Annotated in this window: 24 protein-coding genes; 13 read left to right on the top strand and 11 right to left on the bottom strand. The window is 65.9% G+C overall.

Annotated elements, in window-relative coordinates:
* Nucleotides 1–119 precede the first annotated feature (119 nt).
* The 8 genes from IB274_RS03650 to IB274_RS03615 all read left to right on the top strand — a co-directional run bounded on the left by IB274_RS03650 (nt 120) and on the right by IB274_RS03615 (nt 5797).
* Nucleotides 120–998, top strand: a complete 879-nt coding sequence (locus IB274_RS03650; RefSeq protein ID WP_192430696.1) for an ABC transporter substrate-binding protein — start codon at nt 120–122, stop codon at nt 996–998.
* Between the two features lie 92 nt (nt 999–1090).
* Nucleotides 1091–2185: a D-alanine--D-alanine ligase gene (gene ddlA / locus IB274_RS03645; protein ID WP_192430695.1), complete on the top strand. Its 1095-nt coding sequence runs from the start codon at nt 1091–1093 to the stop codon at nt 2183–2185.
* 102 nt (nt 2186–2287) lie between these two features.
* A complete protein-coding gene (locus IB274_RS03640; RefSeq protein ID WP_192430694.1) occupies nt 2288–3112 on the top strand; it encodes an aldo/keto reductase in 825 nt (274 codons plus the stop codon).
* A 90-nt stretch (nt 3113–3202) separates the two neighbouring features.
* Nucleotides 3203–3574 (top strand): nuclear transport factor 2 family protein, encoded by a 372-nt coding sequence (locus IB274_RS03635; protein WP_192430693.1) that lies wholly within the window; start codon nt 3203–3205, stop codon nt 3572–3574.
* A 1-nt stretch (nt 3575) separates the two neighbouring features.
* Nucleotides 3576–4397 (top strand): class I SAM-dependent methyltransferase, encoded by an 822-nt coding sequence (locus tag IB274_RS03630; protein WP_192430692.1) that lies wholly within the window; start codon nt 3576–3578, stop codon nt 4395–4397.
* 69 nt (nt 4398–4466) lie between these two features.
* Nucleotides 4467–4922 (top strand): DUF3237 domain-containing protein, encoded by a 456-nt coding sequence (locus IB274_RS03625; protein ID WP_151186157.1) that lies wholly within the window; start codon nt 4467–4469, stop codon nt 4920–4922.
* A 61-nt stretch (nt 4923–4983) separates the two neighbouring features.
* The gene (locus tag IB274_RS03620) at nt 4984–5412 is read left to right on the top strand and encodes a thiol-disulfide oxidoreductase DCC family protein (protein WP_192430691.1); all 429 of its coding nucleotides are present in this window, start codon (nt 4984–4986) and stop codon (nt 5410–5412) included.
* Nucleotides 5405–5797, top strand: a complete 393-nt coding sequence (locus tag IB274_RS03615) for a DoxX-like family protein (protein ID WP_192430690.1) — start codon at nt 5405–5407, stop codon at nt 5795–5797. The genes IB274_RS03620 and IB274_RS03615 overlap by 8 nt, the downstream gene beginning before the upstream one ends.
* Here the strand turns inward: IB274_RS03615 and IB274_RS03610 are convergent.
* Both IB274_RS03610 and IB274_RS03605 read right to left on the bottom strand, forming a co-directional pair.
* On the bottom strand, nt 5794–6537 hold the full coding sequence (locus tag IB274_RS03610; protein WP_192430689.1) for a TorF family putative porin: 744 nt from the start codon (nt 6535–6537) through the stop codon (nt 5794–5796). The two genes, IB274_RS03615 and IB274_RS03610, sit on opposite strands and share 4 nt — an antisense overlap.
* 148 nt (nt 6538–6685) lie before the next feature.
* Nucleotides 6686–8443: an amidohydrolase gene (locus IB274_RS03605; protein WP_192430688.1), complete on the bottom strand. Its 1758-nt coding sequence runs from the start codon at nt 8441–8443 to the stop codon at nt 6686–6688.
* Nucleotides 8444–8561: 118 nt separating this feature from the next.
* On the opposite strand from IB274_RS03605, the gene IB274_RS03600 reads away from it, so the two are divergent.
* Nucleotides 8562–9470 carry a LysR family transcriptional regulator gene (locus tag IB274_RS03600; protein ID WP_192430919.1) on the top strand — a complete coding sequence of 303 codons (909 nt, stop codon included), beginning with the start codon at nt 8562–8564 and terminating at the stop codon, nt 9468–9470.
* 17 nt (nt 9471–9487) lie between these two features.
* Here IB274_RS03600 and IB274_RS03595 read toward each other — a convergent pair whose 3' ends face one another.
* From IB274_RS03595 to IB274_RS03570, 6 genes are all read right to left on the bottom strand, one after another.
* Nucleotides 9488–11035: a GGDEF domain-containing protein gene (locus IB274_RS03595; RefSeq protein ID WP_192430687.1), complete on the bottom strand. Its 1548-nt coding sequence runs from the start codon at nt 11033–11035 to the stop codon at nt 9488–9490.
* Between the two features lie 66 nt (nt 11036–11101).
* Nucleotides 11102–11710 (bottom strand): LysE family translocator, encoded by a 609-nt coding sequence (locus tag IB274_RS03590; RefSeq protein ID WP_192430686.1) that lies wholly within the window; start codon nt 11708–11710, stop codon nt 11102–11104.
* 52 nt (nt 11711–11762) lie between these two features.
* Complete coding sequence (locus IB274_RS03585; RefSeq protein WP_151186162.1) at nt 11763–12599, bottom strand: AraC family transcriptional regulator; 837 nt, start codon at nt 12597–12599, stop codon at nt 11763–11765.
* Between the two features lie 109 nt (nt 12600–12708).
* Nucleotides 12709–14319 carry an FMN-binding glutamate synthase family protein gene (locus IB274_RS03580; RefSeq protein WP_192430685.1) on the bottom strand — a complete coding sequence of 537 codons (1611 nt, stop codon included), beginning with the start codon at nt 14317–14319 and terminating at the stop codon, nt 12709–12711.
* Nucleotides 14320–14945: 626 nt separating this feature from the next.
* Nucleotides 14946–16325 carry an L-serine ammonia-lyase gene (locus tag IB274_RS03575; protein ID WP_192430684.1) on the bottom strand — a complete coding sequence of 460 codons (1380 nt, stop codon included), beginning with the start codon at nt 16323–16325 and terminating at the stop codon, nt 14946–14948.
* Between the two features lie 111 nt (nt 16326–16436).
* The gene (locus IB274_RS03570; protein ID WP_192430683.1) at nt 16437–17216 is read right to left on the bottom strand and encodes a helix-turn-helix transcriptional regulator; all 780 of its coding nucleotides are present in this window, start codon (nt 17214–17216) and stop codon (nt 16437–16439) included.
* A 150-nt stretch (nt 17217–17366) separates the two neighbouring features.
* On the opposite strand from IB274_RS03570, the gene IB274_RS03565 reads away from it, so the two are divergent.
* The 3 genes from IB274_RS03565 to IB274_RS03555 all read left to right on the top strand — a co-directional run bounded on the left by IB274_RS03565 (nt 17367) and on the right by IB274_RS03555 (nt 20376).
* Complete coding sequence (locus IB274_RS03565; RefSeq protein WP_192430682.1) at nt 17367–18188, top strand: carbon-nitrogen hydrolase family protein; 822 nt, start codon at nt 17367–17369, stop codon at nt 18186–18188.
* 164 nt (nt 18189–18352) lie between these two features.
* The gene (locus IB274_RS03560; protein WP_192430681.1) at nt 18353–19675 is read left to right on the top strand and encodes an APC family permease; all 1323 of its coding nucleotides are present in this window, start codon (nt 18353–18355) and stop codon (nt 19673–19675) included.
* A 56-nt stretch (nt 19676–19731) separates the two neighbouring features.
* The gene (locus IB274_RS03555; RefSeq protein WP_192430680.1) at nt 19732–20376 is read left to right on the top strand and encodes a glutathione S-transferase family protein; all 645 of its coding nucleotides are present in this window, start codon (nt 19732–19734) and stop codon (nt 20374–20376) included.
* Nucleotides 20377–20728: 352 nt separating this feature from the next.
* Here the strand turns inward: IB274_RS03555 and metR are convergent, their stop codons facing one another.
* From metR to IB274_RS03540, 3 genes are all read right to left on the bottom strand, one after another.
* Nucleotides 20729–21649: a transcriptional regulator MetR gene (gene metR, locus IB274_RS03550; protein ID WP_024765378.1), complete on the bottom strand. Its 921-nt coding sequence runs from the start codon at nt 21647–21649 to the stop codon at nt 20729–20731.
* A 127-nt stretch (nt 21650–21776) separates the two neighbouring features.
* Nucleotides 21777–22220 (bottom strand): CopD family copper resistance protein, encoded by a 444-nt coding sequence (locus IB274_RS03545; RefSeq protein ID WP_192430679.1) that lies wholly within the window; start codon nt 22218–22220, stop codon nt 21777–21779.
* A 40-nt stretch (nt 22221–22260) separates the two neighbouring features.
* Nucleotides 22261–22416 carry a hypothetical protein gene (locus IB274_RS03540; RefSeq protein WP_192430678.1) on the bottom strand — a complete coding sequence of 52 codons (156 nt, stop codon included), beginning with the start codon at nt 22414–22416 and terminating at the stop codon, nt 22261–22263.
* Between IB274_RS03540 and IB274_RS03535 the strand changes: the two genes are divergently transcribed.
* On the top strand, nt 22415–23425 hold the full coding sequence (locus IB274_RS03535; protein WP_192430677.1) for an alpha/beta fold hydrolase: 1011 nt from the start codon (nt 22415–22417) through the stop codon (nt 23423–23425). The two genes, IB274_RS03540 and IB274_RS03535, sit on opposite strands and share 2 nt — an antisense overlap.
* Nucleotides 23426–23476 lie beyond the last annotated feature (51 nt).

Below are 23476 nucleotides of genomic sequence, written 5' to 3'. Positions count from 1 at the left end.
GTAGGAGTGAGCTTGCTCGCGAACCGCTTGATGCCATGGGTATCCGGGCAGGTTCGCGAGCAATGACTAGGCGTCCCCCACGTTCCTACAGGCTGGCTAAGGCGCTCGGGGTGGCTGTGATGCTCAGCGCAATGACGGCCTCCGCCCAGGACTACCGCAACTGCGCCCAAACCTGGCGACTCGACCACCCGCCGCAGCGCATCCTCGCCCTCAACCAGCACGCCGCCGACCTGCTGCTGGCGCTCGGGGCCGGGGAGCGGCTGATCGGCGTGGCGTACATCGATGATGATCTCGATCTGACGAAGGGAAGCTATCGCGGCGTGCCGCTGCTGTCGCGCCAGTATCCGTCGGCGGAAGCGGTCTACGCGCAGCGACCGGACCTGGTGGTGGCGGGCTTCGCCTCGGCCTTCCGGCTGGGCAACCTGTCCCGCGAGGAACTGGCCGGCCATGGCGTCGCCAGCTACCTGCTGGATGCCGGTTGTGGCGCGTGGCAGGACGACCTGTTCAGCGGTGTCGAGACGGACCTGACGACGCTGGGCGACCTGCTCGGTGAGCAGGAGAAGGCGCAGGAACTGATCCACCGGCAACGCGCCGAGCTGGCCGAAGCGAGCCGGCTTGCGACCGGCCGCCAACTGCTGGATGTCTTCTACCTCGACAGCGCCAGCAACGGCCTGGAAAGCCAGGGTCGGCGCGGCGTGGTCACCCGGTTGCTGCACGTTGCCGGGGGGCGCAACCTGTTCGAGGACGTCGATCTGGGTGGCTTCACCGCCAACAGCGAGCAACTGCTGGCGCGCGATCCGGACGTGATCCTGCTGGCTGATGCACTGTGGTCCACGGCCGAGCAGAAGATTCGAACCCTACGTGCCGACCCGGTGCTCTCGCGCCTGCGCGCCGTACGTGAAGGGCGTTTCGTGGCCTTGCCTTTCACCCATCTGTTCCCCGGCGTGCAAAGCGGTCAGGCCGCCCGGGAGCTGGCGCAGGCATTGAGCCGATTTTGATGAGGGGCGTCCCGTCTGTTCACTGGCCACTGTTCCTACCCAAGCGCCGGAGCCCGTGTTAGAAAGCGCCCATCGATGATTCGGAGGCTGTCATGGGCAAGTTGCGCGTTGGGGTGATTTTCGGTGGGCGTTCGGCGGAGCACGAGGTGTCCCTGCAGTCGGCGAAGAACATCGTCGACGCATTGGACCGCGAGCGCTTCGAGCCAGTGCTGATCGGCATCGACAAGGAAGGCCGCTGGCACCTCAACGATGCCTCCGACTATCTGCTCAACCAGGAGAACCCGGCGCTCATCGCCCTCAACCGTTCCAACCGCGAGCTGGCCGTGGTGCCGGGCAAGGCCGAGCAGCAACTGGTGGAAACCGGCAGCCGCCAGTTGCTCGATCACGTCGACGTGATCTTCCCCATCGTCCACGGTACCCAGGGCGAAGACGGTTGCCTGCAGGGCCTGCTGCGCATGGCCGACATTCCCTTTGTCGGCTCCGACGTGCTGGGCTCGGCCATCTGCATGGACAAGGACGTGAGCAAGCGCCTGCTGCGTGACGCCGGCATCGCCATCACGCCCTTCGTCACCCTGACCCGCGCCAGCGCCGCGCGTACGCCTTTCGCCGAGGCGCAGCGCAAGCTCGGCCTGCCGCTGTTCATCAAACCGGCGAACATGGGCTCCTCGGTGGGCGTGAGCAAAGTCGAGGACGAAGCGGCCTACGACGAAGCCGTGCGCCTGGCGCTGGCCTTCGACGACAAGGTGCTGGTGGAGTCCGCCGTGAAGGGTCGCGAGATCGAGTGCGCGGTACTGGGCAACGAACAGCCGATCGCCAGCGGTTGCGGCGAGATCGTCGTCGGCAGCGGCTTCTACTCCTACGACAGCAAGTACATCGACGAGGACGCGGCGAAGGTCGTGGTGCCCGCCGATATTCCCGCCGAGACCAGCGAGCGGATCCGCCAGCTTGCCGTGGAAGCCTTCCTGGCGCTGGAATGCTCAGGGTTGGCGCGGGTCGACGTGTTCCTCACGCAGACCGGCGAGGTGCTGGTCAACGAGCTGAACTCGTTGCCCGGCTTCACCCGCATCAGCATGTACCCCAAGCTCTGGCAGGCCGCCGGGATGACCTACAGCGAGCTGGTCAGCCGGCTGATCGAACTGGCCATCGAGCGCCACGCCGCCCGCCGCAATCTGCAGACCAACCGCTGATCCACAGCCCGGCTCCTTCTTCTGCGCTACCCTGTGTGCCCGTCGCCCGGTTTCGGGCGGCCGGCCCCGTGTCCCCAATACCAGCGCAACAAGGAGCACGAGATGAACACCGTAGTATTCGCCGACGGCACCGCCGTTCCCGCCATCGGCCAGGGCACCTGGCGCATGGGCGAGGACAGCTTCCAGCGCAAGCGCGAGATCGCCGCGCTGCGCGAAGGCATCGAGCGCGGCCTGACCCTGATCGACACCGCCGAGATGTACGCCGAGGGCGGCTCGGAAGAGGTGGTCGGCGAGGCGCTGAGCGGCCTGCGCGACCAGGTCTTCCTGGTCAGCAAGGTCTACCCGCACAACGCCAGCCGGCGCGGTATCCCCGAGGCCTGCGAACGCAGCCTGCGGCGCCTGGGCACTGATAGCCTGGACCTCTACCTGCTGCACTGGCGCGGCCAGTATCCGCTGGAGGAAACCGTCGAAGCCTTCGAGCGGCTGCGCGAGGCCGGCAAGATCAAGCGCTGGGGCGTGTCCAACTTCGACCTCGACGACCTGCAGGAACTGAACGAACCGGCCTGCGCCACCAACCAGGTGCAATACAGCCTGGAGGAGCGCGGCATCGAGTGGGACCTGCTGCCCTGGTGCCAGGAACAGCGCATGCCGCTGATGGCCTACTGCCCGGTGGGGCAGGGCGGCAAGCTGCTGCGCCACCGGGTGCTGGGAGAAATCGCCGGCCGCCACGACGCCACTCCAGCCCGTGTGGCGCTGGCCTGGCTGATCCACCAGCCGGGCGTGATCGCCATTCCCAAGGCGGTGGAGCCGTTGCACATACGCGATAACGCCGCCGCGCTGCAACTGCGCCTGACGCCCGAGGACCTCGAAGCTCTCGACGCCGCCTTCCCGCCGCCGACCCGCAAGCGGCACCTGGCGGTTGTCTGATGTCCGGGCTCCGGTCGTCGCCCGCAAGGGCGAGGCCGGGGTGCGGTGCTAGCCTTGCCCCATTGGTCACCGGCCGGGAGGGCTGCAGCGATGAGCAACTACACGGCGGACAGCGCCGCCATCAACCGCGTGCTGACGGACTATGTCGAGGGCATGACCTTCGGTGACGAGGCGCGCTTGCGCCTGGCCTTCCATCCGTCCTGCAAGATCATCGGCAACTACCATGGCGCGCTGGAGTGGGCGTCGCTGGACGAGTTCATCGGCGCGATCAAGGCCGAGTCGCCGCCTTCCGAAGGCGCACCACCGCCCTGGGAGCTGAAGTCGCTGGACATCACCGGCGACAGCGCGGTCGCCAAGGTCACCGACGAGTTCCTCGGCATGCACTTCACCGACTACCTGGCCCTGCTGCGCATCGGCAACGGCTGGCAGATCGTCAACAAGCTCTATTACCTGCACGAATGACGTGGAACGCATCACCCTGCGCGGCACGCCGGAAACCCTGCTGATCACCCTGTACGCCAAGGCGAAGGAGAGCGAGCTGCCCGACAGCCTGCTGCGCGATCGTTTCTCGCGGAAGGCGGTGGAGCAGATCGACTACGACTTCGCCCGCCTGCACATCGGCCGTGCCGAGCAGGTGGGTATCGCCCTGCGGGCCTGGCTGTTCGATGACTGGGTGCGCGACTTCCTCGCGCGGCATCCGGTCTGTGTGGTCCTGCAACTGGGCTGCGGGCTGGACAGCCGGGTCTTTCGCATCGATCCGCCGTCCAGCGTGCAGTGGTTCGAGGTGGACCTCCCGGAAGTGATCGCGCTGCGCGAGCGCCTGTATCCCGCGCGGGAAAACTGCCACTTGCTGGCCAGCTCCCTGACCGCGCCGGGCTGGTGGCGCGTGGTGCCGATCGGGCGACCGCTGCTGATAGTCGCCGAGGGCGTGCTGCCCTATGTGGAAACTGACGAGGTGTTCCGCCTGTTGACTGCGCTGACCGCGCGCTTCGGCCAGGGCGAACTGGTATTCGACGGCTACAGTCGCCTGGGCATCCGCCTGTTGCAGTGGAACCCGATCATCCGGCGTACCGGCGCTTTACTGCACTGGGGCATCGACGAGCCGCAGGAGCTGGAGCAACAGGTGCCGGCCCTGCGTTTCGTCGATGCCATCGCCGCCTACGACCGTGCGCAGATCGGCCGGCTGTCCCTGGGGATGCGGCTGCTCTACGAGATTACCCTGGCTATTCCGGCGATGCGCCGCATGGGGCGACTCTTGCGCTATCGCTTCGGTCCATCGTCCTGAGCAGATGGCCGCACCGCGCCCCGGCTGCTTTACTGATGCGTCTACGACGACCTTGTTCAGGAGCTGGCGATGAAGCTCGAGCCGTTGATGGAAATGAACGTGAAGGCCAGTGTGCCGCTGGAGATCGGCCGCGTGCCGCAGGGCCAACGACTGATCTCGGCGGCCGGCGGCGGTACCTTCAAGGGACAGCGCCTGAGTGGCGAGGTATTACCCGGCGGCGGCGACTGGATCCTGGTGGACAGCGATGGCGGCTGGCACCTGGAGGTGCGCCTGGTGCTGCGTACTGACGATGGCGCGCGTATCCTGATGCAGCACAACGGGCTGCTGGTGGCCAATCCGAAGATCATTCATGCGGTCTCGCGGGGCGACAGCACCGAGTTCGGCGATACCTACTTCATGATCCAGCCGCGCTTCGAGGTCGGCGACGACCGCTACCGCTGGCTCAACCATCAGTTGGCGGTGGGCGAGGGGCGCCTGGGGCCGGGATGGGTGGAGTACCGGTTGTTTTCATTGGCCAATGGGTGAGTCGATGGCTTGTCACAAGCGGCGGGCAAAGTTGCTTCACCAGGCTTCTGGAGGCGACGCCATGGCTCTGCCCCCCAACATGCTGCCCGACGACAAGGTCGTGCTGTTCGATGGCACCTGCCGGCTGTGCAATGGCTGGAGCCGCTTCCTTCTGCGGCACGACCGCGAGCGCCGCGTGAAGCTGTGCAGCGTGCAGTCCGCCGAGGGGCAGGCGATTCTCGACTGGTTCGGCCTGCCCACCGAATACTTTGACACCATGCTCTTTGTTGATGGTCGCGCAGGCTTCGAGCGCAGCGATGCCTTCCTGCGCGTAATCGGCCAGTTGCCGGCGCCGTGGAACTGGCTGCGTGTGCTCTGGCTGGTGCCTCGGCCGCTGCGCGACTGGTTCTATGACCGTGTCGCGCTCAACCGCTATCGCTTGTTCGGCCGCGAGGATACTTGCCTGCTGCCGTCGCCACAGCACCGCGGGCGCTTCCTTGGCAATGACTAGCGCGGCCATCGCGCGCCTGGCGCTGGGCGTGGTGTTCTTCTACCACGGGCTGGTGCCCAAGCTGCTGTTCCTCAGCCCCGATGAAATCCGCATGATCGAGGCCCACGACTGGCCTCTGTCGACCCTGCGCGTTGCCCAGGTCGCCGGTGCGGTGGAGATAGTCCTGGCGCTGTGCATCCTGTTGCTTCGTCGCAGTCGCTGGCCCTTGTGGCTGGCGGCTTTCGCTTTGCTGGCGCTGCTGGTGGATGTAGCGCTGTTCGCTCCCCAGTTGCTGCTGGGTGCATTCAACCCGGTGTCCACCAACATCGCCGCTTTGGCGCTGTGCGCCATCGCCCTGCTGGGCGAGCGGGGCGCGCACCATTCGCGCCCCGTCCATCCGCGTTAGAAGCTTCTGCTCACACTCGCGACCACGGTTGCCGTGCACACGTCGCCGAAGCCGAACTGGGTGCGGCATTCGTTCTGCGACAGGTCGGTATCGATATAGCTCACCGCCCAGTCGAAGCCCAGCAGCTCGTGGCTGAGCTTGGCTTCCCACTCATGGTAGGTATCGCGCGTGCTGCCGTTCCCGGAGAGGTAGAGCGGGTCCTTGGCGTCGTTGCGGCCGTAGCGCACGCGCAGCTTGAACTCGGCTGGCAGCTCGGCGTTGTAGGCCAGGTAGGTGTAAAGGTTGGCCTGGTCTTCGCCGAAGTAGGTGGGATAGTCGTTGCCGTAGTAGGTCCCCACTTCGAAGCCGTAGGCATGGAGGATGGCGTAGGTGTCGCTCTGGTTGAACTGGCTTTCCTTGGGATAGGCGTACTTGATGTAGCCCAGGTCCAGGGCGATATCGTCGTTGGCCTGCCAGTACCAGCCGCCGTAGTAGTCCAGCTCCTGGCGGGTTTTCAGGCCGCCGCCGAAGTCGACGTTCGAGCTCCACACGCCCAGGTAGGCGCCGGAGGCGTGCTGCAGGGTGGCGCCTACCTGGACGGCAGGATCGCCCTGGGTCTGCGAGATACCGCGGGTGCGATAGTCGCTGACCAGGGCGGTGTCGATCTGCAGGGCGAAGCCCTCGCCGAGCTCCACGGCCAGGACGGAGGTGAGCGGAGCGCAGGCGAGCAGCGCGCCGACAAGCCATTGCGGGCGATTCATACGGGGGTCCCTTTGTTGTGATTGTCTGTGGGCAGATGAAAAATCCCGCGCAGCGCCGACCCTCCCGGTCAACTCGGAAAGCTGCGGCAAGAGTTGGGCTGGCGGGCAAGGCGCCGGGGGTGTTCAGGCCCCGGCGCAGGAGCCCGGCTCAGAGAGCCGGTTGGTCTTCGGCGCGGTAGATTTCGCGGCCTTCGAACAGGGTGTGGAGCACGCGCGCCTCTTCCAGTTGCTGGTCGGGCACGGTGAAGACGTCGCGGTCGAGCACCACCATGTCGGCCTGTTTGCCGGGGGCCAGGCTACCGATCTTGTCGCCCAGGCCGATGGTCTGCGCGGCGTTGCGGGTGTAGGCGTAGAACATGGTCTGGCGATCCACGCGCTCGGCGGCGTTGAGCACGCCTTCCTCACCCTGGCGGGTGACGGCCTGGTAGATGGCCTTCAGCGGGTCGGGCGTGGACACTGGCCAGTCACTGGCGCCGGCGATGGTGGCGCCGTTGTCCAGCAGCGACTTGGCCGGGTACATGTAGCGGTAGGCCTCGTCGGCGATGTAGGGCTTCACCAGCTCCACGGTGTAGGGCTCGGCGGTGGCCCAGTCCAGCTGCATCGAGGCGATCACGCCCAGCTGCTTGAAGCGCGGAAAGTCCTTGGGGTTGACCAGCTGCAGGTGGGTGATCGAGTGGGTCACGCCGCTCTGCCGGTCCTTGCGCGCCTGCGCGACGCCGTTGAGCGATTCGCGCACCGCGCGGTCGCCGATGGCATGCACGTGCACCAGCCAGCCACGGGCATCGGCGGCGCTGACCAGCTCACCGAAGTGCTTGGGATCGATCAGCAGCTCGCCCGGCTTGTGGCTGTTCTTGTAGTTCTCCAGCAGCGCGGCGGACTGCGCCGGGAATTCGATCACGCCGTCGGCGAAGACCTTGATGCCCGGCAGTGTCAGGTTGGGGATGCCCTGGAACTGCTGGCGGACCTTCTCGATGACGTCCAGATCGGCCGGAGTGCTCCTGGGGTTGACCACCTGCAGCGCGGCAACGTGGGCGGTGAGCTCACCGTCGCGGGCCAGGTCGCGGTACACCGGCAGTACACCGACGGTCTTCTCGGTGGGCTTGATGTTGAATACCGCCTCGCCCGGGGCGCCGTTGGCGGCCGGGTCCATCCAGGCGGTGATGCCCAGGCTGTTGTTGTACTTCACCGCGGCGCGGCCGGCGCGGTCCATGGTTTCGGTGCTCGCGGCGGGCATGGTCGCGGCGACCAGGTCGAAGCCCGAATCCACCAGGAAACCGGTGGGGTTGAAGGCCTTGTCGTGGGTGATGTTGCCCTGTTCCAGCGAGCTGAGACCGCGTACTCGCTGTGCGTCCAGCTTGGCGCGCTTGAGCATGGCGGCGTTGGCCCAGGCGGTGTGGTGGTCGCTGCCGATCAGGATGACCGGCACCTTCTCCCATTCGCCATGGTTCAGGCGCTCGGCCAGGCCTTCGGCCTTGGACCAGTAGCTGGAGTTCATGCCGTTCATCACCACGACGTCGCCGTTCCTGGCCTTGCCGCTGTCGCGGTCCTGCTTCAGGCGGGCGACGAAGGCGTCGAGGTCCATCTCTTCATCCTGCAGGCTGGCGGAGATCAGCTCCAGGCCGCCGAAGATGGAGTGAGAGTGGCTGTCGATGAAGCCGGGCATCAGTACCTTGCCGCCCAGGTCGACCTGCTTGCTGCCGGTACCGGCGAGCTTGCGGATGTCCTCGTTGGAGCCCACTTGCAGCACCTTGCCGCCAGCAACCGCAACGGCCTGCTGCAACGGTTGGCCAGGCTCGGCGGTGAAGACCTTGGCGTTGTACAGGATCAGGTCCGCGTTCTGTGCCTGAGCTTCAAAAGTACCCAGTGCGATGGCGAGCGCCAGCGCGCCCTTGAGCATGCCGTGCATGACTTCCCTCTGCTTTTCGGTGGATTATTGTTGGTCTGCGGCGCAGGCTACTGGCGGACCGGAGCGCGCGGAAGTCGCCGCCAGGCATAACACTTGTGAAGGATTGGCACGAATGACGATGGACAGATTCAGCAGCCTGGCAATGTTCGTCGCCAGTGCCGAGACCGGCAGTTTCAGCCGCGCCGCCGAACAGTTGGGCAAGACGCCCTCGGCGGTCACCAAGGCGGTCGGCCAGCTGGAAATCGAAGTCGGCGCGCGCCTGTTCGAGCGCACCACACGCAGCATGTCGCTGACCGAAGCCGGCCAGCTCTATCTCGATGGCGCCCGCGAGGTGCTGGCGCGGATGCGCGAGACCACTGAGGAAATCGCCCAGTTGCAGCACAGCCTGCGCGGCGTGTTGCGCATCACCGGGCCGCTGATCGTCGGCCCGGTGTTTCTCGACCAGGCCTGCGCCGAGTTCCTCGATCTGCACCCGGACGTGCGCCTGCAGGTGGACCTTTCCGACAGCTATGTCGATCTGCTCGATGGCCGCTACGACCTCGCCCTGCGCATGGGCAATAGCGACCTGCCGGGGCTGATCGCCCAACCCCTCGCCGAGAGCCGCCTGGCGCTCTGCGCCACACCCGCCTACCTGGCCCGGCGCGGCACGCCCCGGCACCCCAGCGAGATACTCGACCACGATTGCCTGGTCTATCGCCATCCGGCGCTGGATGATCGCTGGTGGTTCGACGTGGAAGGCGAGCGCTACTCCACCCCGCGCAACGGCCGCCTGAACAGCGACAACCAGGCTGTGCTGTTGACCGCCTGCCTCGCCGGCCATGGCCTGCTGCCTTGCCCGCGCTGGAGCGTGCTGGAGCACCTGCGCAGCGGGCGGCTGGTGACGGTGCTGGAGGACTACTTCTTCGAGCCGGACACCTTCGGTGCGCAGATTCTCGCGGTCTACCCGAGCAACCGCCGGGCGACGCGCAAGATCCACGCGTTCATCGAGCACCTGCGCGACTACCTGAGGCGCGACGGCATTCTCTGAGTCTCAGGCCCGGATAGTCAGAGCTCGGCGCTTTCCAGTCGGTTGCGGCCGTTGGCCTTGGCCCGGTACAGCGCCTGGTCGGCGCGTTCGAGCAATTGCGCGAGATCGCAGGCCCGCGCGGCCGAGACCAGCCCGATGCTGACGCTGACCTTCAGTTCGCCGCCCTCGCCGTCATCAATATCCAGGCGCACGTCCTGCAGGCTTTCCCGCAACCTGTCGAGGAAGTGCCGCGCCGCATCGACGTCAGTGCTGGGCAGCAGGAAAACGAACTCTTCGCCGCCGAAGCGGGCGAACAGGTCGGTGCTGCGCGCCTGCCGCCGGCACAGCTCGCTGAACTGACAGAGCACGCGGTCACCGGCGGCATGGCCGTACCGGTCGTTGATGCGCTTGAAATGGTCGAGATCGAGCACCGCCAGGCTCAACGGCGAGCCATAGCGCGCGCTACGGGCCAGTTCATGTTCGGCCTGGGCCTGGAAGGCGCGGCGGTTGAGCGCACTGGTCAGCGGGTCGAGCGTGGCGAGTTGGCGCAACTGGTTCTCCAGCGCCTTGTGGTGGCTGACGTCGCGGATTTCCGCCACTCGTTGCCCGCCTGCCAGTGGCTCGATGCTCAGCTCGGCGGCGAAGGTGCTGCCGTCGTCGCGCATGGCCAGGATGTCATGGGGCTGGCCGTCGGCACTGGTCAGCAGAGCATGCAGTTCTTCCCGTGCCTCGCCGACGAAGAGTTCGCTGAAATCCTGGCCGAGCAATCGTTCGCGGGGCCAGAGCAGCATGCGTTCGAGCATGGGATTGGCGTCCACCACCTGGCCATCGCGCAGTACCAGCATGCCGGCATTGGCAACCTGCATCAGGCGCTCGAAGCGTTCGGCGCTGGCCGAGGCCTCCAAGGCATGTCGCTGGCTGTCGGCGAGGATGCGGCGCATGGTCATCAGCGCCATGCCGACCAGTGCGATCACCCACAAGGGGACGCCGAAGTTGTAGGGCAGCAGGTAGCTGAAGGAGCGGGTGACGTCTGCGTGCTCAATGCCCTGCAGGCCGTCGTGCAGGCCGATGGCGGCGCGCGCCAGGGTGACCAGTGCGTAGGCGCCGAGCGCCACGGCCACGAAGCGGCGCACCCCGCGCAGCTCGCTTTCACCGGGTGCCCGCAGCAGGACTAGGCTCGCCTGGATCGGCAGCAGGCCGCCGATGGTGGCGTAGATGGCGATCAGGTATTCGGAATTGATCGGTGCAACCCACCAGTGCCAACTGAGTGCCAGGCTCATGGCCGCGGCGCTGGCCGGCACCGTCCACCAGGGCGGCGGCAGGCCGAGGAAGCGGTAGACGCCCAGCATCAGCAGCGCTTCGCCTGCCAGTTGGATGGCGTTGCCGGAGATGTTCAGCAGTTTGCTGCCGCTGGCCATGAAGCCCATGAACAGCAGGATGCCGAGGATCAGCGTCCAGGCGCCGCCCATCCACAGGCCGGGGCCGCGATAGGGGCGGGCGAAGTACCAGAGGCCGGTACAGGCGATGGCGCTGGCGAGCATCAGGTTGAGGCCGAGCAGCATCGGCGAGAAGTACAGGGATTCCACGGCCCCAGCCTCCTTGTGTGGTTGCCGCGGATTCTGCCAGCGCTGCCGGTCCTTTGTCAGTGTTGTTCAGAGCAGCGCACCGGCCCAGGCCGACACCAGCAGCAGGACCGCCATCAACTGGTTGAGTCGCTGCATCTGCGTGGGCGAAAGCAGGCGCTGGCTGCCGATACCCAGGCCGGCCCAGACCGCCGTGCAGGGAATCGACACGACGAAGAACAGCAGCGACAGCAGTTGCACGCGGTCCAGCCGGTCGACGCCGTGGCCGGCATACACGCTGATCACCGCCAGCGCCATCATCCAGGTCTTGGGGTTGACCAGTTGCAGCGCGGCGGCGCCGAGTGCGCCCAGGCGGGCGGCGTTGCCGTCGCGCGCAAGGTCTGCCGGAGGGCTGCGGAAGATCTGCCACGCCAGCCAGCTCAGCCAGAGCACGCCGACCACGCTCATCGCCTGTTGTACGCGCGGCAGGCTGGCCAGCACTTCACCCAGGCCGCTGCCCACGGCGAGTACCAGTGCGGCGGCCGCCGCGCAGCCGCCGAACATGATCGGCAGCGCGGCGCCCCAGCCGAAGCGGGCGCTGTTGCTGAACACCAGCAGGTTGGTCGGCCCCGGCGTGATCGAGGCGACGAAGGCGAAGAGGATGAAGGGCAGCCATTGGCCGAGCTGCGAGAAGTGCATGGCGGGAACTCCGGTAAATCCGTGGGAGCTCATCTTCGCCAGTGCGGCGGGCTCAGTCTGGAAGCTTTGAGCAGCGCTTGCGGTAGTAGGCGGGGGTTACGCCATAGGCGCGGCGGAACCAGCGGCCGAGGTGGCTCTGGTCGGCGAAACCGAGGTCGGCGGCGATGTCCGCGGGCGCCAGGCCGCGACCAAGCAATTGCCGCGCGCGGGCCAGGCGCAGCTGGATCAGGTAGGCATGGGGCGGCAGGCCGAAGGCCTGCTTGAAGGCGCGGGTCAGGCGGAAGCGGTCGCAGCCGCTGGCGCGGGCCAGGTCGTCGAGGCCGATATCGGCGGTCAGGTTGGCGTGCAGGAAGTCCCGCGCGCGCTGCGCCACCATGGGCAGATGAACCTGCGCTTCACCGCGCTGGCGCCAGTGCAGGTGGCGGGTCATGCCGTCGAGCAGCTCGTCCATGGCGGTCTGGCGGACGATCTTCAGGTCGTTGCCGTGCACCGCCTGGAAGGCGTTGTCGACGCGTCGCGCCAGTTGCAGGTCGTCGATCAGCAGCTCAGGCACGCTCAGCTGGCAGTTGCCCGGCGCCTCTTCGAACAGCGTGCCGATCTCGCGTTCCAGCCAGGGCGCGTCGAGGTACAGGGTGCGGTAGGTGAAGCCGCCTTCGGTGGGCGCCTCGCCATCGTGGATGTCGCCGGGCTCAAGGAAGAACACCTGGCCGGTGGTACTGATGTAGCGCTGGTTGCGGCTGCGGAACTGCTGGACACCCGACTCGGTGTAGCCGATCAGGTAGCTGTCGTGCCAGTGCGGGTCGTAGGCGTGGCCCTTGAAGTGCGCGCGCAGGCTCTGGATGCCGGTGTCGGCATCCTGCAGCAGGTCTATCCAGTTGTCTTTGTGCATGGGCCGCCTCCGCACCGCTTGCCCGGTCGGCCAGCATACCGCGCGTGGAGTGGCTGTCTGGAAGATTCGTGCAGCCATCGATCCGATGGCTGCACGATCAGGGGGGCGATCAGCCGGCGGCAGCCTCGAAGCTGTCGCTGCGCGCCATGCGCCAGATGCGCTCGTAGAACTCGCCCTCGATGTTGCCCGAGAGCAGTTCGCCGGGCTTGAGGAAGTAATGCAGGTGCGAGAACAGGCGGATCTCGGTGGCCGAAACGCGGCGCACCAGGTGCTTGGCTTCCAGCTGCGACGGGTGCTGGATGCCGGCGGCGGCGATCATCTCGGCCAGGCCTTTGAGCGTGTTGCGGTGGAAGTGGTAGACGCGCTCGGCCTTGTCCGGCACCACCAGGGCGCGTTGGCGCAGCGGGTCCTGGGTGGCGACGCCGGTGGGGCATTTGTTGGTGTGGCAGCTCTGCGACTGGATGCAGCCGATGGCGAACATGAAGCCGCGCGCGGAGTTGGCCCAGTCGGCGCCCATGGCCAGCACGCTGGCAATGTCGAAGGCGCTGACGATCTTGCCGCTGGCGCCGATGCGGATCTTGTCGCGCAGCCCCAGGCCAACCAGCGTGTTGTGCACGAACAGTAGGCCCTCGCGCATCGGCAGGCCCATGTGATCGGTGAATTCCAGGGGCGCGGCGCCGGTGCCGCCTTCCTTGCCGTCGACGACGATGAAGTCGGGGAGGATGCCGGTCTCGTGCATGGCCTTGGCGATGCCCATGAATTCCCATGGGTGGCCGATGCACAGCTTGAAGCCCACCGGCTTGCCGCCGGAGAGTTCGCGCAGCTGGACGATGAAGTCGAGCAGCCCCCTGGGCGTGCTGAAGGCGCTGTGCGAGGACGGCGAGATGCAATCCTTGCCCATGGGCACGCCACGGGTGGCGGCGATTTCCTCGGTGACCTTGTGCTTGGGCAGGATGCCGCCGTGGCCGGGTTTGGCGCCCTGGCTGAGCTTGATCTCGATCATCTTCACCTGCGGGTCGACCGCCTGCTTGGCGAAGCGCTCGGGGCTGAAGGTGCCGTCGTCGTTGCGGCAGCCGAAGTAGCCGCTGCCAAGCTCCCAGGTCAGGTCGCCGCCGTACTCGCGGTGGTAGGGGCTGATGCTGCCTTCGCCGGTGTCGTGGATGAAACCGCCGAGCTTGGCGCCCTTGTTCAGTGCGCGGATGGCGTTGGCACTCAGCGAGCCGAAGCTCATCGCGGAGATGTTGAACACCGAGATGGAATAGGGCTGCTTGCACTCCGGGCCGCCGACGGTGACGCGGAAGGTGCAGGGGTCGGCCACCGGGGCGGGGCGGATGGAGTGGGCGATGAATTCGAAGCCCAACTGGTAGACGTCGATCAGAGTGCCGAAAGGCTTGTCGGCGGTCTCGTTCTTCGCCCGCGAATACACCAGCGCACGCTGGGCGCGGGAGAAGGGCAGGGCCTCCTGGTCGCCTTCGAGCAGGTACTGGCGGATTTCCGGGCGGATGGCTTCGACCAGGTAGCGGATGTTGCCCAGGACCGGGTAGTTGCGGCGCACCGCATGGCGCTCCTGCAGCAGGTCGAAGACCCCGAGCACGCTCAGGGCGAAGGTGGTGAGAGTGAAGGGCCACACCCAGTCATGCCCGAGGAAGGGCAGGCTGAGCACGGTGAACAGGACGCACGCGGCGAAAAAGGCATAGCGGCTGAGCAGCGACAGGTTCATGGAATCTCCAGTCGTCGGGCTTTGATCACGGAAAGGTTGGCCGAAAGGGCCGCCACAGAGCATGGCAGGCATCGCTCGAACGTGCCTGGGCAAAGGTCAATGGGACGGGATTTCGGGTGTTTTTCTGGTTATGCGGGCTGTGACGGTAGCCCGGTGGGATAGTAAATGAAAGCTAGCTAACGATTTTCTCTGGAGTTGAGAAAACTTGTTTCGGGTGGTGCAAGAAATAGCCAGGCGATTCTCTGCGGCTACGAAAATAGCTTGCTGCGATAGGGTTGATTTCGGTGTCCTGCGCCGCTTCTGCATGTGCTGATGCCTTTTGTTTCGCCCCCTCGGGCGACCTTCTTTGGCAAACGCCCCAAAGAAGGCAAAGGTCTTGTCCCTCCATCCGGTTTTTCGCCTAGGCGAAAATTCCCTCGTTGAATCGAAGTTTCAGGGGCACGAACTAGGCGTCCCCCCACGAAGGGCCATCCCTGGCCCATCGTGGCTCTCGCGACATCCATGTCGCTCAACCCCTGAAACTCCAATTCATCGAGGCCTCCTGAAAGGGGCGGTCCGGTGTGTGCGGTTGTTTTTCTGGAAGACCAAGGGCCAGAGCACAAGCAGCTTTAGTTGGGGTGTTATGGTCAGCAGGCAATCACATTCACCGCCAGCCCGCCCTTCGCCGTCTCCTTGTACTTGTCCATCATGTCGCGGCCGGTGTCGCGCAGGGTGTCGATGGCCTTGTCGAGGCTGACCAGGTGCTGGCCGTCGCCGCGCAGGGCGAGTTGGGCTGCATTGATGGCCTTGAGCGAGGCCATGGCGTTGCGTTCGATGCAGGGCACCTGCACCAGCCCCGCCACCGGGTCGCAGGTCAGGCCGAGGTTGTGCTCCAGGCCGATCTCAGCGGCGTTCTCCACTTGTTCCAGGCTGCCACCCAGGACTTCCGCCAGCCCGCCAGCCGCCATGGCGCAGGCCGAGCCGACTTCACCCTGGCAGCCGACTTCTGCACCAGAAATGGATGCATTGAGCTTGCACAGGATGCCGATGGCGGCGGCGGTCAGCAGGTAGCGTTCGATGCCTTCGGCGTTGGCGTTGCTGTCGTAGCGCGCGTAGTAGTGCAGCACCGCCGGAACTATGCCGGCCGCTCCATTGGTGGGCGCGGTCACCACGCGACCGCCGGCGGCGTTCTCCTCGTTCACCGCCAGCGCCCAGAGGTCCACCCAGTCCAGCGCGCCGAGGGTGGTGGCGATGAGGTTGCCGCTGTCCGCCTCGTTGAGCCGACGGAATAGCATGGGCGCACGGCGTCGCACCTTGAGGCCGCCGGGCAGCGTACCTTCGGTTTCCAGCCCACGGTTCACGCAGGCCTGCATTTCATCCCAGATATGCGCAAGGCCCGCGTGGATTTCGTCGTCGCTGCGCAACGCGCGCTCGTTGGCCCACATCAGGTCGCTGATGCGTTTGAAGCCGTGCTCGTGACACAGGCGCAGCAGTTCCTCGGCGCTGTGGAAGGGGTAGGGCATGGGATTGTCCGGCAAGGCGCGGTCAGTGTTGAAGTCCGCCGCATCCACCACGAAGCCGCCGCCGACCGAATAGCAGACGCGCTCGGCCAGCAGTTCACCGTTGGCGTCCAGCGCCCGCAGGTGCAGGCCGTTGGGATGGGCGGGCAGGCTGTCGTCGTGGAAAACCAGCTGGCGCGCCGGGTCGAAGTCGATCTCCTGCACACCGCCCAGGCGCAGGCGATGGCGCAGCAGGATGTCGTCCACCTGCGGGGCGAGGGCGGCGGGGTCGGCTTCCGCCGGATCGATGCCGAGCAGGCCGATCAGGCAGGCGCGGTCGGTGGCGTGGCCCTTGCCGGTGGCGCTGAGGGAACCGTAGAGGTGCACTTCCACGGCGGCAGTGCGCGGCATCAGGCCGTGGTCGCGCAGGCGGTCGACGAACTCGCGGGTGGCCCGCATCGGCCCCACGGTGTGGGAACTGGACGGCCCGACGCCGGGCTTGAACATGTCGAAGACGCTGAGGGTCATGGGATTTCCTCCTGTCCTCAAGCATGGACCCGCGTGGCTTCGAATGCTCACCGACCGCTCGACGGCTGGGCGCTTTTTATAGGAGACAGCAGGGGAAATGCGAGCGGGGAATCAGCCCTGCGCTTGCAGGAACAGCGAGAACAGCTCCGACTGCGACTTGATCCCAAGCTTTGCGTACATGTGTTTGCGGTGGACCTTCACCGTCTCCGCGGAAATCGCCAGCTTGCGGGCGATCTCCTTGCTGGAGCAGCCGCTGAGCATCAGGCGGCCGACTTCCAGCTCGCGGGCGGTGAGCGGGGTTTCCATCTGCTGCGCAGTGGACTCCAGGCGGTTCTGCCAACGCGGCGGGGGGGGCGCTTCCTGCACTTCGCGCTCGAAGGTCATGCGCTGGCGCATCAGGCCGGCGACCCAGGGTTGCACCAGAGCGAGCAGGGCGATCTGCTCCGGGGTGAAGCGGCCCTTGCTGCCGACCGAACAGCAGAGGGTGCGCTCGCCGTCGAGTTGCACGTTGAACTGCACTTCGTCGGCGACCACGTTGAGGCTGAAGTAGCGCTGGTAGTAGTCGGTCTGCTCGAACATCTCCGGCGCCACGTCGTCCAGGCGGAACAGCCCGCTGCCGGGCGCTTCGCGGCTGGCGATGTAGAAGGGGTCGAGCAGGTAGAGACCCTTGAGGTAGTCCTGGAACAGCGGATCGGGGCCGCCATCCTCGCCCGGGCATTCGGCGAACACCTGGGGGCGGCCGTCGCTGAAGAGCAGCACGACCCAACTGTCGAAGGGCACATACTGGCCCAGCAGGCGCACCAGCGAGGTCCAGAAGTTCGGCTTGTCCAGCGCCTCGATCAGCTGCCCGACCGAGCGGTGCCAGGCGATATCCTGAAGGGAAAGGCTCATGACTCTACCCCCGATGGGTTACCACGCGGGCGTAATTACCCGGTGGTGGCGCGCCCGGCATACTCGGTGGATGCCTTGAGCCGGCGCGGTGCGCATTTTGACCCTTTTGCGCTGCACGGTCACTGGAATACAAGAATCCGAGGAAGCCCCATGAAAGTAGAACTCGTCCAACTCGCCGGCCGTGATGGCGATGTGGCCTGGAACCTGGCCCGCACCCTGGAGGCCATCCACGCCTGCGCCGACGACACCCAACTGGTGGTGTTCCCCGAGACCCAGCTGACCGGCTTCCCCACCGAGCAGAACATCGCTGCCATCGCCGAGCCGGTGGATGGCCCCAGCGTGCAGGCCGTGCAGCAGGCCGCGCGGGAGAAGAATATCAGCGTCGCCGTAGGCTTCGCCGAAGCTGCTGACGATGACCGCTTCTACAACACCACGCTGCTGATCACCCCCGAAGGCATCGCTATGAAGTACCGCAAGACGCACCTGTGGGCGTCGGACCGCGGCATCTTCACCCCCGGCGACCGCTATGCCACCTGCCTGTGGAACGGCATCCGCGTCGGCATCGTGATCTGCTTCGACATCGAATTCCCCGAGTCCGCCCGCGCCCTGGGCCAGCTCGGCGCCGAGCTGATCATCGTCACCAACGGCAACATGGACCCCTACGGCCCGACCCACCGTACCGCGATCATGGGCCGCGCCATGGAAAACCAGGCTTACGCCGTGATGGTCAACCGCGTCGGCGCCGGCGATGACGACCTGGTGTTCGCCGGCGGCAGCGCCGTGGTCGACCCCTACGGCCAGCTGATCGTCGAGGCCGGCCGCGAAGAGTGCCGGCAGATCGTCGAGCTGGACTTCGAGCGCCTGGCGCAGTCGCGCCGCGACTACAGCTACCTGGCCGAGCGCCGCTTCGTGCTGCCCGGCGAGATGCGCGAGCACGAAGGTGGCCTGCGCGAACTGATCATTCCCACCTGATTCCTTCTACCAGCCCCCACTGCAACGGGGCCGGGGCGCAGGGCCGCGCCGACACAGCGTTATTCCTCATTCGACGGGCGACTCGAGCGCCCGCGGGGCCTGCGGGTGAGCGCAGGCCAGCAACTTTGCACTGCCATAACAAACACAACGCGGAGTAAGTAGTAATGGCTCGACTCAAACGAACCCTGTCGCTGGGTTCGGTGGTGCTGTTCGGCATCGCCTACATGACCCCGATCATCGTCCTCGGCACCTTCGGCATCCTCGCCGATGTCACCCGCGGCGTAGTCCCCTCGGCCTACCTCGTCGCATCTGTCGCAATGCTCTTCACCGCGCTCAGCTACGGGCGCATGGCTGCCGCCTTCCCGGTAGCCGGCTCCGCCTATACCTACGTACGCAAGTCGATCAGCCCCAAGCTGGGCTTCCTCGCCGGCTGGGCGGTGCTGCTGGACTACCTGTTCCTGCCCATGGCCATCTGGCTGATCGGCGCGGCCTACCTGCATTCCGCGTTCCCCGCCGTGCCCCAGGCCCTGTGGGTGCTGGCGTTCATCGGCGTGACCACCGCGATCAACGTGGTCGGCCTGCGCCTGGCGAAGAACATCAACGGCGTGCTGATGCTGGTGCAGTTCCTCGTCCTCATCGCCTTCGTCGGCCTGGCCATCCACTACATCACCGGTGATGGCAGCCGTCCGCTGTGGACCCTGGAACCCTTCCTCAAGGAAGGCACCCAGCTGCCGCTGATCATGGGTGGCGCGGCCATCGCCTGCTATTCCTTCCTGGGCTTCGACGCGGTCAGCACGCTGACGGAAGAAACCCATGAGCCGCGCAAGACCATTCCGCGCGCCATCCTGCTGATCACCTTGATCGGCGGCGGCATCTTCATCGCCGCCAGCTACTTCGTACAGCTGGCGCATCCGTCGGTGGAATTCCTGAACGCCGATTCCGCCGCCTACGAAATTGCCCGCAACATCGGCGGCGACCTGTTCGTCAGCTTCTTCCTGATCGGCCTGATCGTCGGTCAGTTCACCTCCGGCCTGTCAGCCCAGGCCAGTGCCTCGCGCCTGCTGTTCGCCATGGGCCGCGACGGCGTGCTGCCGCGTCCGTTCTTCGGCCGCATCAGTAAGCGCTTCGAAACCCCGGTGAACAGCATCGTGCTGTGCGGCGTGGTGGCCCTGCTGGCGCTGCACATGGACGTCACCACCTCCACCTCGTTCATCAACTTCGGCGCCTTCCTGGCGTTCAGCCTGGTGAACCTCTCGGTGATCTTCCACTACTACCTGAACGCCGAGCGCCGCGGTTTGCGGGAGTTGGTGCTGTTCCTGCTGTTCCCGCTGATCGGCCTGCTCGCCGACCTGTGGCTGATGGTCAGCCTCGACCACCTGGCCATCTGGCTCGGCGCCACCTGGCTGGTGCTCGGCGTGATCTACCTGGCGGTGATCACCAGCGGCTTCCGCCAGCAACCGCCGGAGATGCATTTCGAGGAGGCGTGAGCCCCGCGCGGGGCTATGCTGGGGACTCCGAGCCGTGATGCCCGAGGAGACCTGCCATGCCCCGCCTCACCCTCTACCATTCGCCCCAGACACGCTCCAGCGGCACCCTGGTGCTGTTGGAAGAACTGGGCGCCGAGTACGACCTCGAACTGATCAACATGAAGGCCGGCGAGCAACGCAAGCCGGAATTCCTGGCGCTCAACCCGTTGGGCAAGGTCCCGGCGATCCGCCTCGGCGAGTCGCTGGTCACCGAGCAAGGCGCCATCTTCATCTACCTCGCCGACCTGTTCCCCCGGGCTAATCTCGCTCCCGCCCTCGACGACCCCTTGCGCGGCCCCTACCTGCGCTGGCTGGTGTTCTATGGCTCCAGCTTCGAACCGGCCATCGTCGACCGTGCCCTGAAACGCGATGCCGCCCCGCAGGCCATGAGCCCCTATGGCGATTACGACAGCGTGATGCGCGCCCTCGCCGAACAGCTGGAAACCGGCCCCTACCTGCTGGGCTACCGCATGACCGCCGCCGATGTCCTGTGGGGCGCGGCCCTGCGCTGGACCATCGGCTTCGGCGTAGTGCCCAAGCTGCCGGTGTTCGAGCGCTATGTGGAGCTGGTGACCTCGCGCCCTGCCTTCAAGCGCGTGTGGGAACGGGATGTGCAGTGGGCGGAAGAACATGCCCGCGCGGCGGAAGCGAAGGCGCCCTGATATCCGACAAAGGTCCGCTCCAGAGCCATAGAGGGGGTTCGGCTAGCCATGGCCGTCCGAGGGCGTTTTGCGGAATCGGTCTCAGGCCATGTGGGAAAGTTCTTTTTTCGTGTGACCTTGTTTTCCATCGCAGAGCGCTGGTCAATGATTGCCCCCAACGCCGCGTAACCCCCATCACACGGCGTCACTGGAACCATTAGAACCACAAGTGTTGATCGGTTATATCCCATGGCCCATCCGAAAGGATGGGCCTTTTTTATGTCGAATCGATTTTCCGTTACGCAGCTCTAAGTGCTCACTGGGACTGCACATCGGGAGCATCCCGGACCCGTGGGAGATTCGGAAATCCCCGTCAGCCCTTCGCCGCGCTGACACCTTCCAGGGTGGCGAAGGAAGTGTCCTTCGCAGTCAGTAGGAAATCACGCATGAAAGGCGCATCCAGCATATCGGCGCGAATGGCGGCGAAAAGGGTGCAGTACAGGCCTTTTTCTCCCAGGCGCTTGGCGGTCACGTAACCGCGGGAGCTGTACTCGTGCAGCGCCCAGTTGGGCAGGCTGCAGACACCGCGCCCGGACGCCACCAGTTGCATCATCATCACCGTCAGCTCCGAGGTGCGCACCTGCGCCGGTTCGACATCGGCGGGTTCGAGGAAGCGGGTGAAGATGTCGAGGCGATCACGCTCGATGGGATAGGTGATCAGCGTCAGGTTGGCCAGGTCTTCCGGGACGATGAAGGACTTGCCGGCCAGCGCATGGTGGTTGTCCACTGCCAGCAGCGCCTCGTAGGTGAACAGCGGCACGTAAGTGATGCCGGCGATGTCCACCGGGTCGGAAGTTACCACCAGGTCCAGGTCGCCACGGGCCAGCGCCGGCAGCGGGGCGAAGGAGAAACCGGAGGCAAGGTCCAGCTCCACTTCCGGCCAGGCGTCGCGGAACTGGTCGATGGTCGGCATCAACCACTGGAAGCAGCTGTGGCACTCGATGGCCATGTGCAGGCGGCCGGCGGTACCGCCGGCGAGGCGCGCCAGGTCGCGCTCGGCACCGCGCAGCTGCGGCAGCACGGCGTCGGCCAGTTGCAGCAGGCGCAGGCCAGCGCTGGTGAAACGCACCGGCTTGGTCTTGCGGATGAACAGGGACAGACCGAGGCGTTCCTCCAGCTCCTTGAACTGGTGGGACAGAGCGGACTGCGTCAGGTGCAGGCGCTCGGCGGCCTCCACCAGACTGTCGGCTTCGCGCAGGGCATGCAGGGTTTTCAGATGACGGAGTTCAAGCATGGCGCGGCCTCGCCTCACTATGAGGAAATCTTGATTAAACGATGGAACAATTGAGCTTCTCTCATGATAAGGCGGCGGCTGGCACTTCACCAACACGGTTTCGACTGTCCCGCGCTACGGACCGGAGTCACCAGCTCAGGTAGAACATGCCCTTGGCCAGCAGCACGATCAGCACCACATGGGCGAACACGCTGTAGTGGATGCGCCGGGATCGCTGACCAGTCATACGCCCGCTGCGGAAAGAGTTCATGGCAAAGATGAAATGTCCCAGGACGCTGGCGGCCAGCAGCAGCTTGAGGCTGAGCAGCATGGCGAAAGGCGATGCCAGTGGATCGGCCAGCAGTGGTGCGTAACGCAGGTGCAGCATGCCCAGGCCGCTGCCAAACAGGGCCAGGATCACCCAGGGCATCACCCGGCGCAGGCGACGGCCCAGCGCGCCCTCGACCAGTTTTATCGCCCGTGCCGGCACATGGCGGTGGACGCTTTCCAGGATCAGCACCTCGAAGAACACCGTGCCGACGAACATGATCGCCGCGAACAGGTGCAGCACCAGCAGGATGGGGTAGGCCATGAGGAAACTTCCGAGCGGGGGGTTCCTATCTTCGCCAGTGCTAGGGACGACCGCCCTTGATCCGGATCATGGGAAGGGTCGTCGATGACCGCTCGGCGCCTTTCATCAAACTGTCACGGAGCTGTGGCAGAGCGAGCGACGGAAATTCATCAGAATCGCGCTCAACTGGGGTTTTGCGTTCCGGATTTTCATTCATGCGTGCTTTCCTGCTGGCAGTCGCACTTTGCTGCGGCCTGTCCTCTCTTCCATTTGCCGATCGGGCGGTTGCCGCTGATCGTTGCGATGCGCGAGTGCCGACCGAATTGGTCGACCTGGGTGACGTGCGCCTGGCGTACCAGAGCATCGGCCGCCCCCAGGACCCGACCCTGCTGCTGGTCATGGGCCTGGGCGGCCAACTCATCCACTGGCCGGACGAAGTGGTCGAGGCGCTCTGCCAGCAAGGCTTCCGAGTCATCCGCTATGACAACCGCGATGTCGGGCTGTCTTCTTGGCGCGTTCCTACGCCCAGCGGTAACTTGACCTACGAGGTCATTCGCTATCGCCTCGGCCTGCCCGTGACCTCGCCCTACACCCTGACTGACATGGCCGGCGACGCGTTGCACCTGCTCGATGCCCTGCATGTCGAGCGCGCCCACGTACTGGGCGCGAGCATGGGCGGGATGATCGCCCAGCACGTGGCCGACATGGCGCCCGACCGGGTGATCAGCCTGACATTGGTGATGACCAGCTCCGGCGCTGAAGGCCTGCCGGCGCCCAGCGAGTCGCTGCTGAGACTACTTGCCCGGCGTGAAGCGGCCAGCCGCGAACAGGCCATCGAGCAGCAGGCCGACCTGCTGGCGGCCCTCGGCAGCCCGGAAGTGCGCGACGATCGCCAGCAGTTGCTGCAGCAGGCGGCGCGTTCCTACGACCGGGCCTTCAATCCTGAAGGCGTGCAACGGCAGCTACTGGCGATCCTCGCCGAACCGAGCCGGGTAGAGCTGCTCAATCGCTTGAACGTGCCGACCCTGGTGGTCCACGGTACCGCCGATCCGCTGCTGCCGGTTATGCACGGCGTGCACGTGGCGGCACACATCCGCGGCTCCGTGCTCAAGCTGATTCCCGGCATGGCACACCGCTTCCAGGAAGACTTCAAGGAACCGCTGCTGGGCGCGGTGCTGCCTTACCTGCGTGAACACCAGGGCGGCGGCCACGTCGCCCAGCTTTGACGCATCGCGAGCAGTAAACCTTGGGAGACGAGCTAGCTCGCCCCGCAGTCT

Origin of the sequence: Pseudomonas sp. PDM18 (assembly GCF_014852585.1) — a bacterium.
GTDB lineage: Bacteria > Pseudomonadota > Gammaproteobacteria > Pseudomonadales > Pseudomonadaceae > Pseudomonas.
The sequence above is the reverse complement of the archived record's forward strand: the minus strand, read 5'-3'. Positions and strand labels throughout refer to the sequence as shown.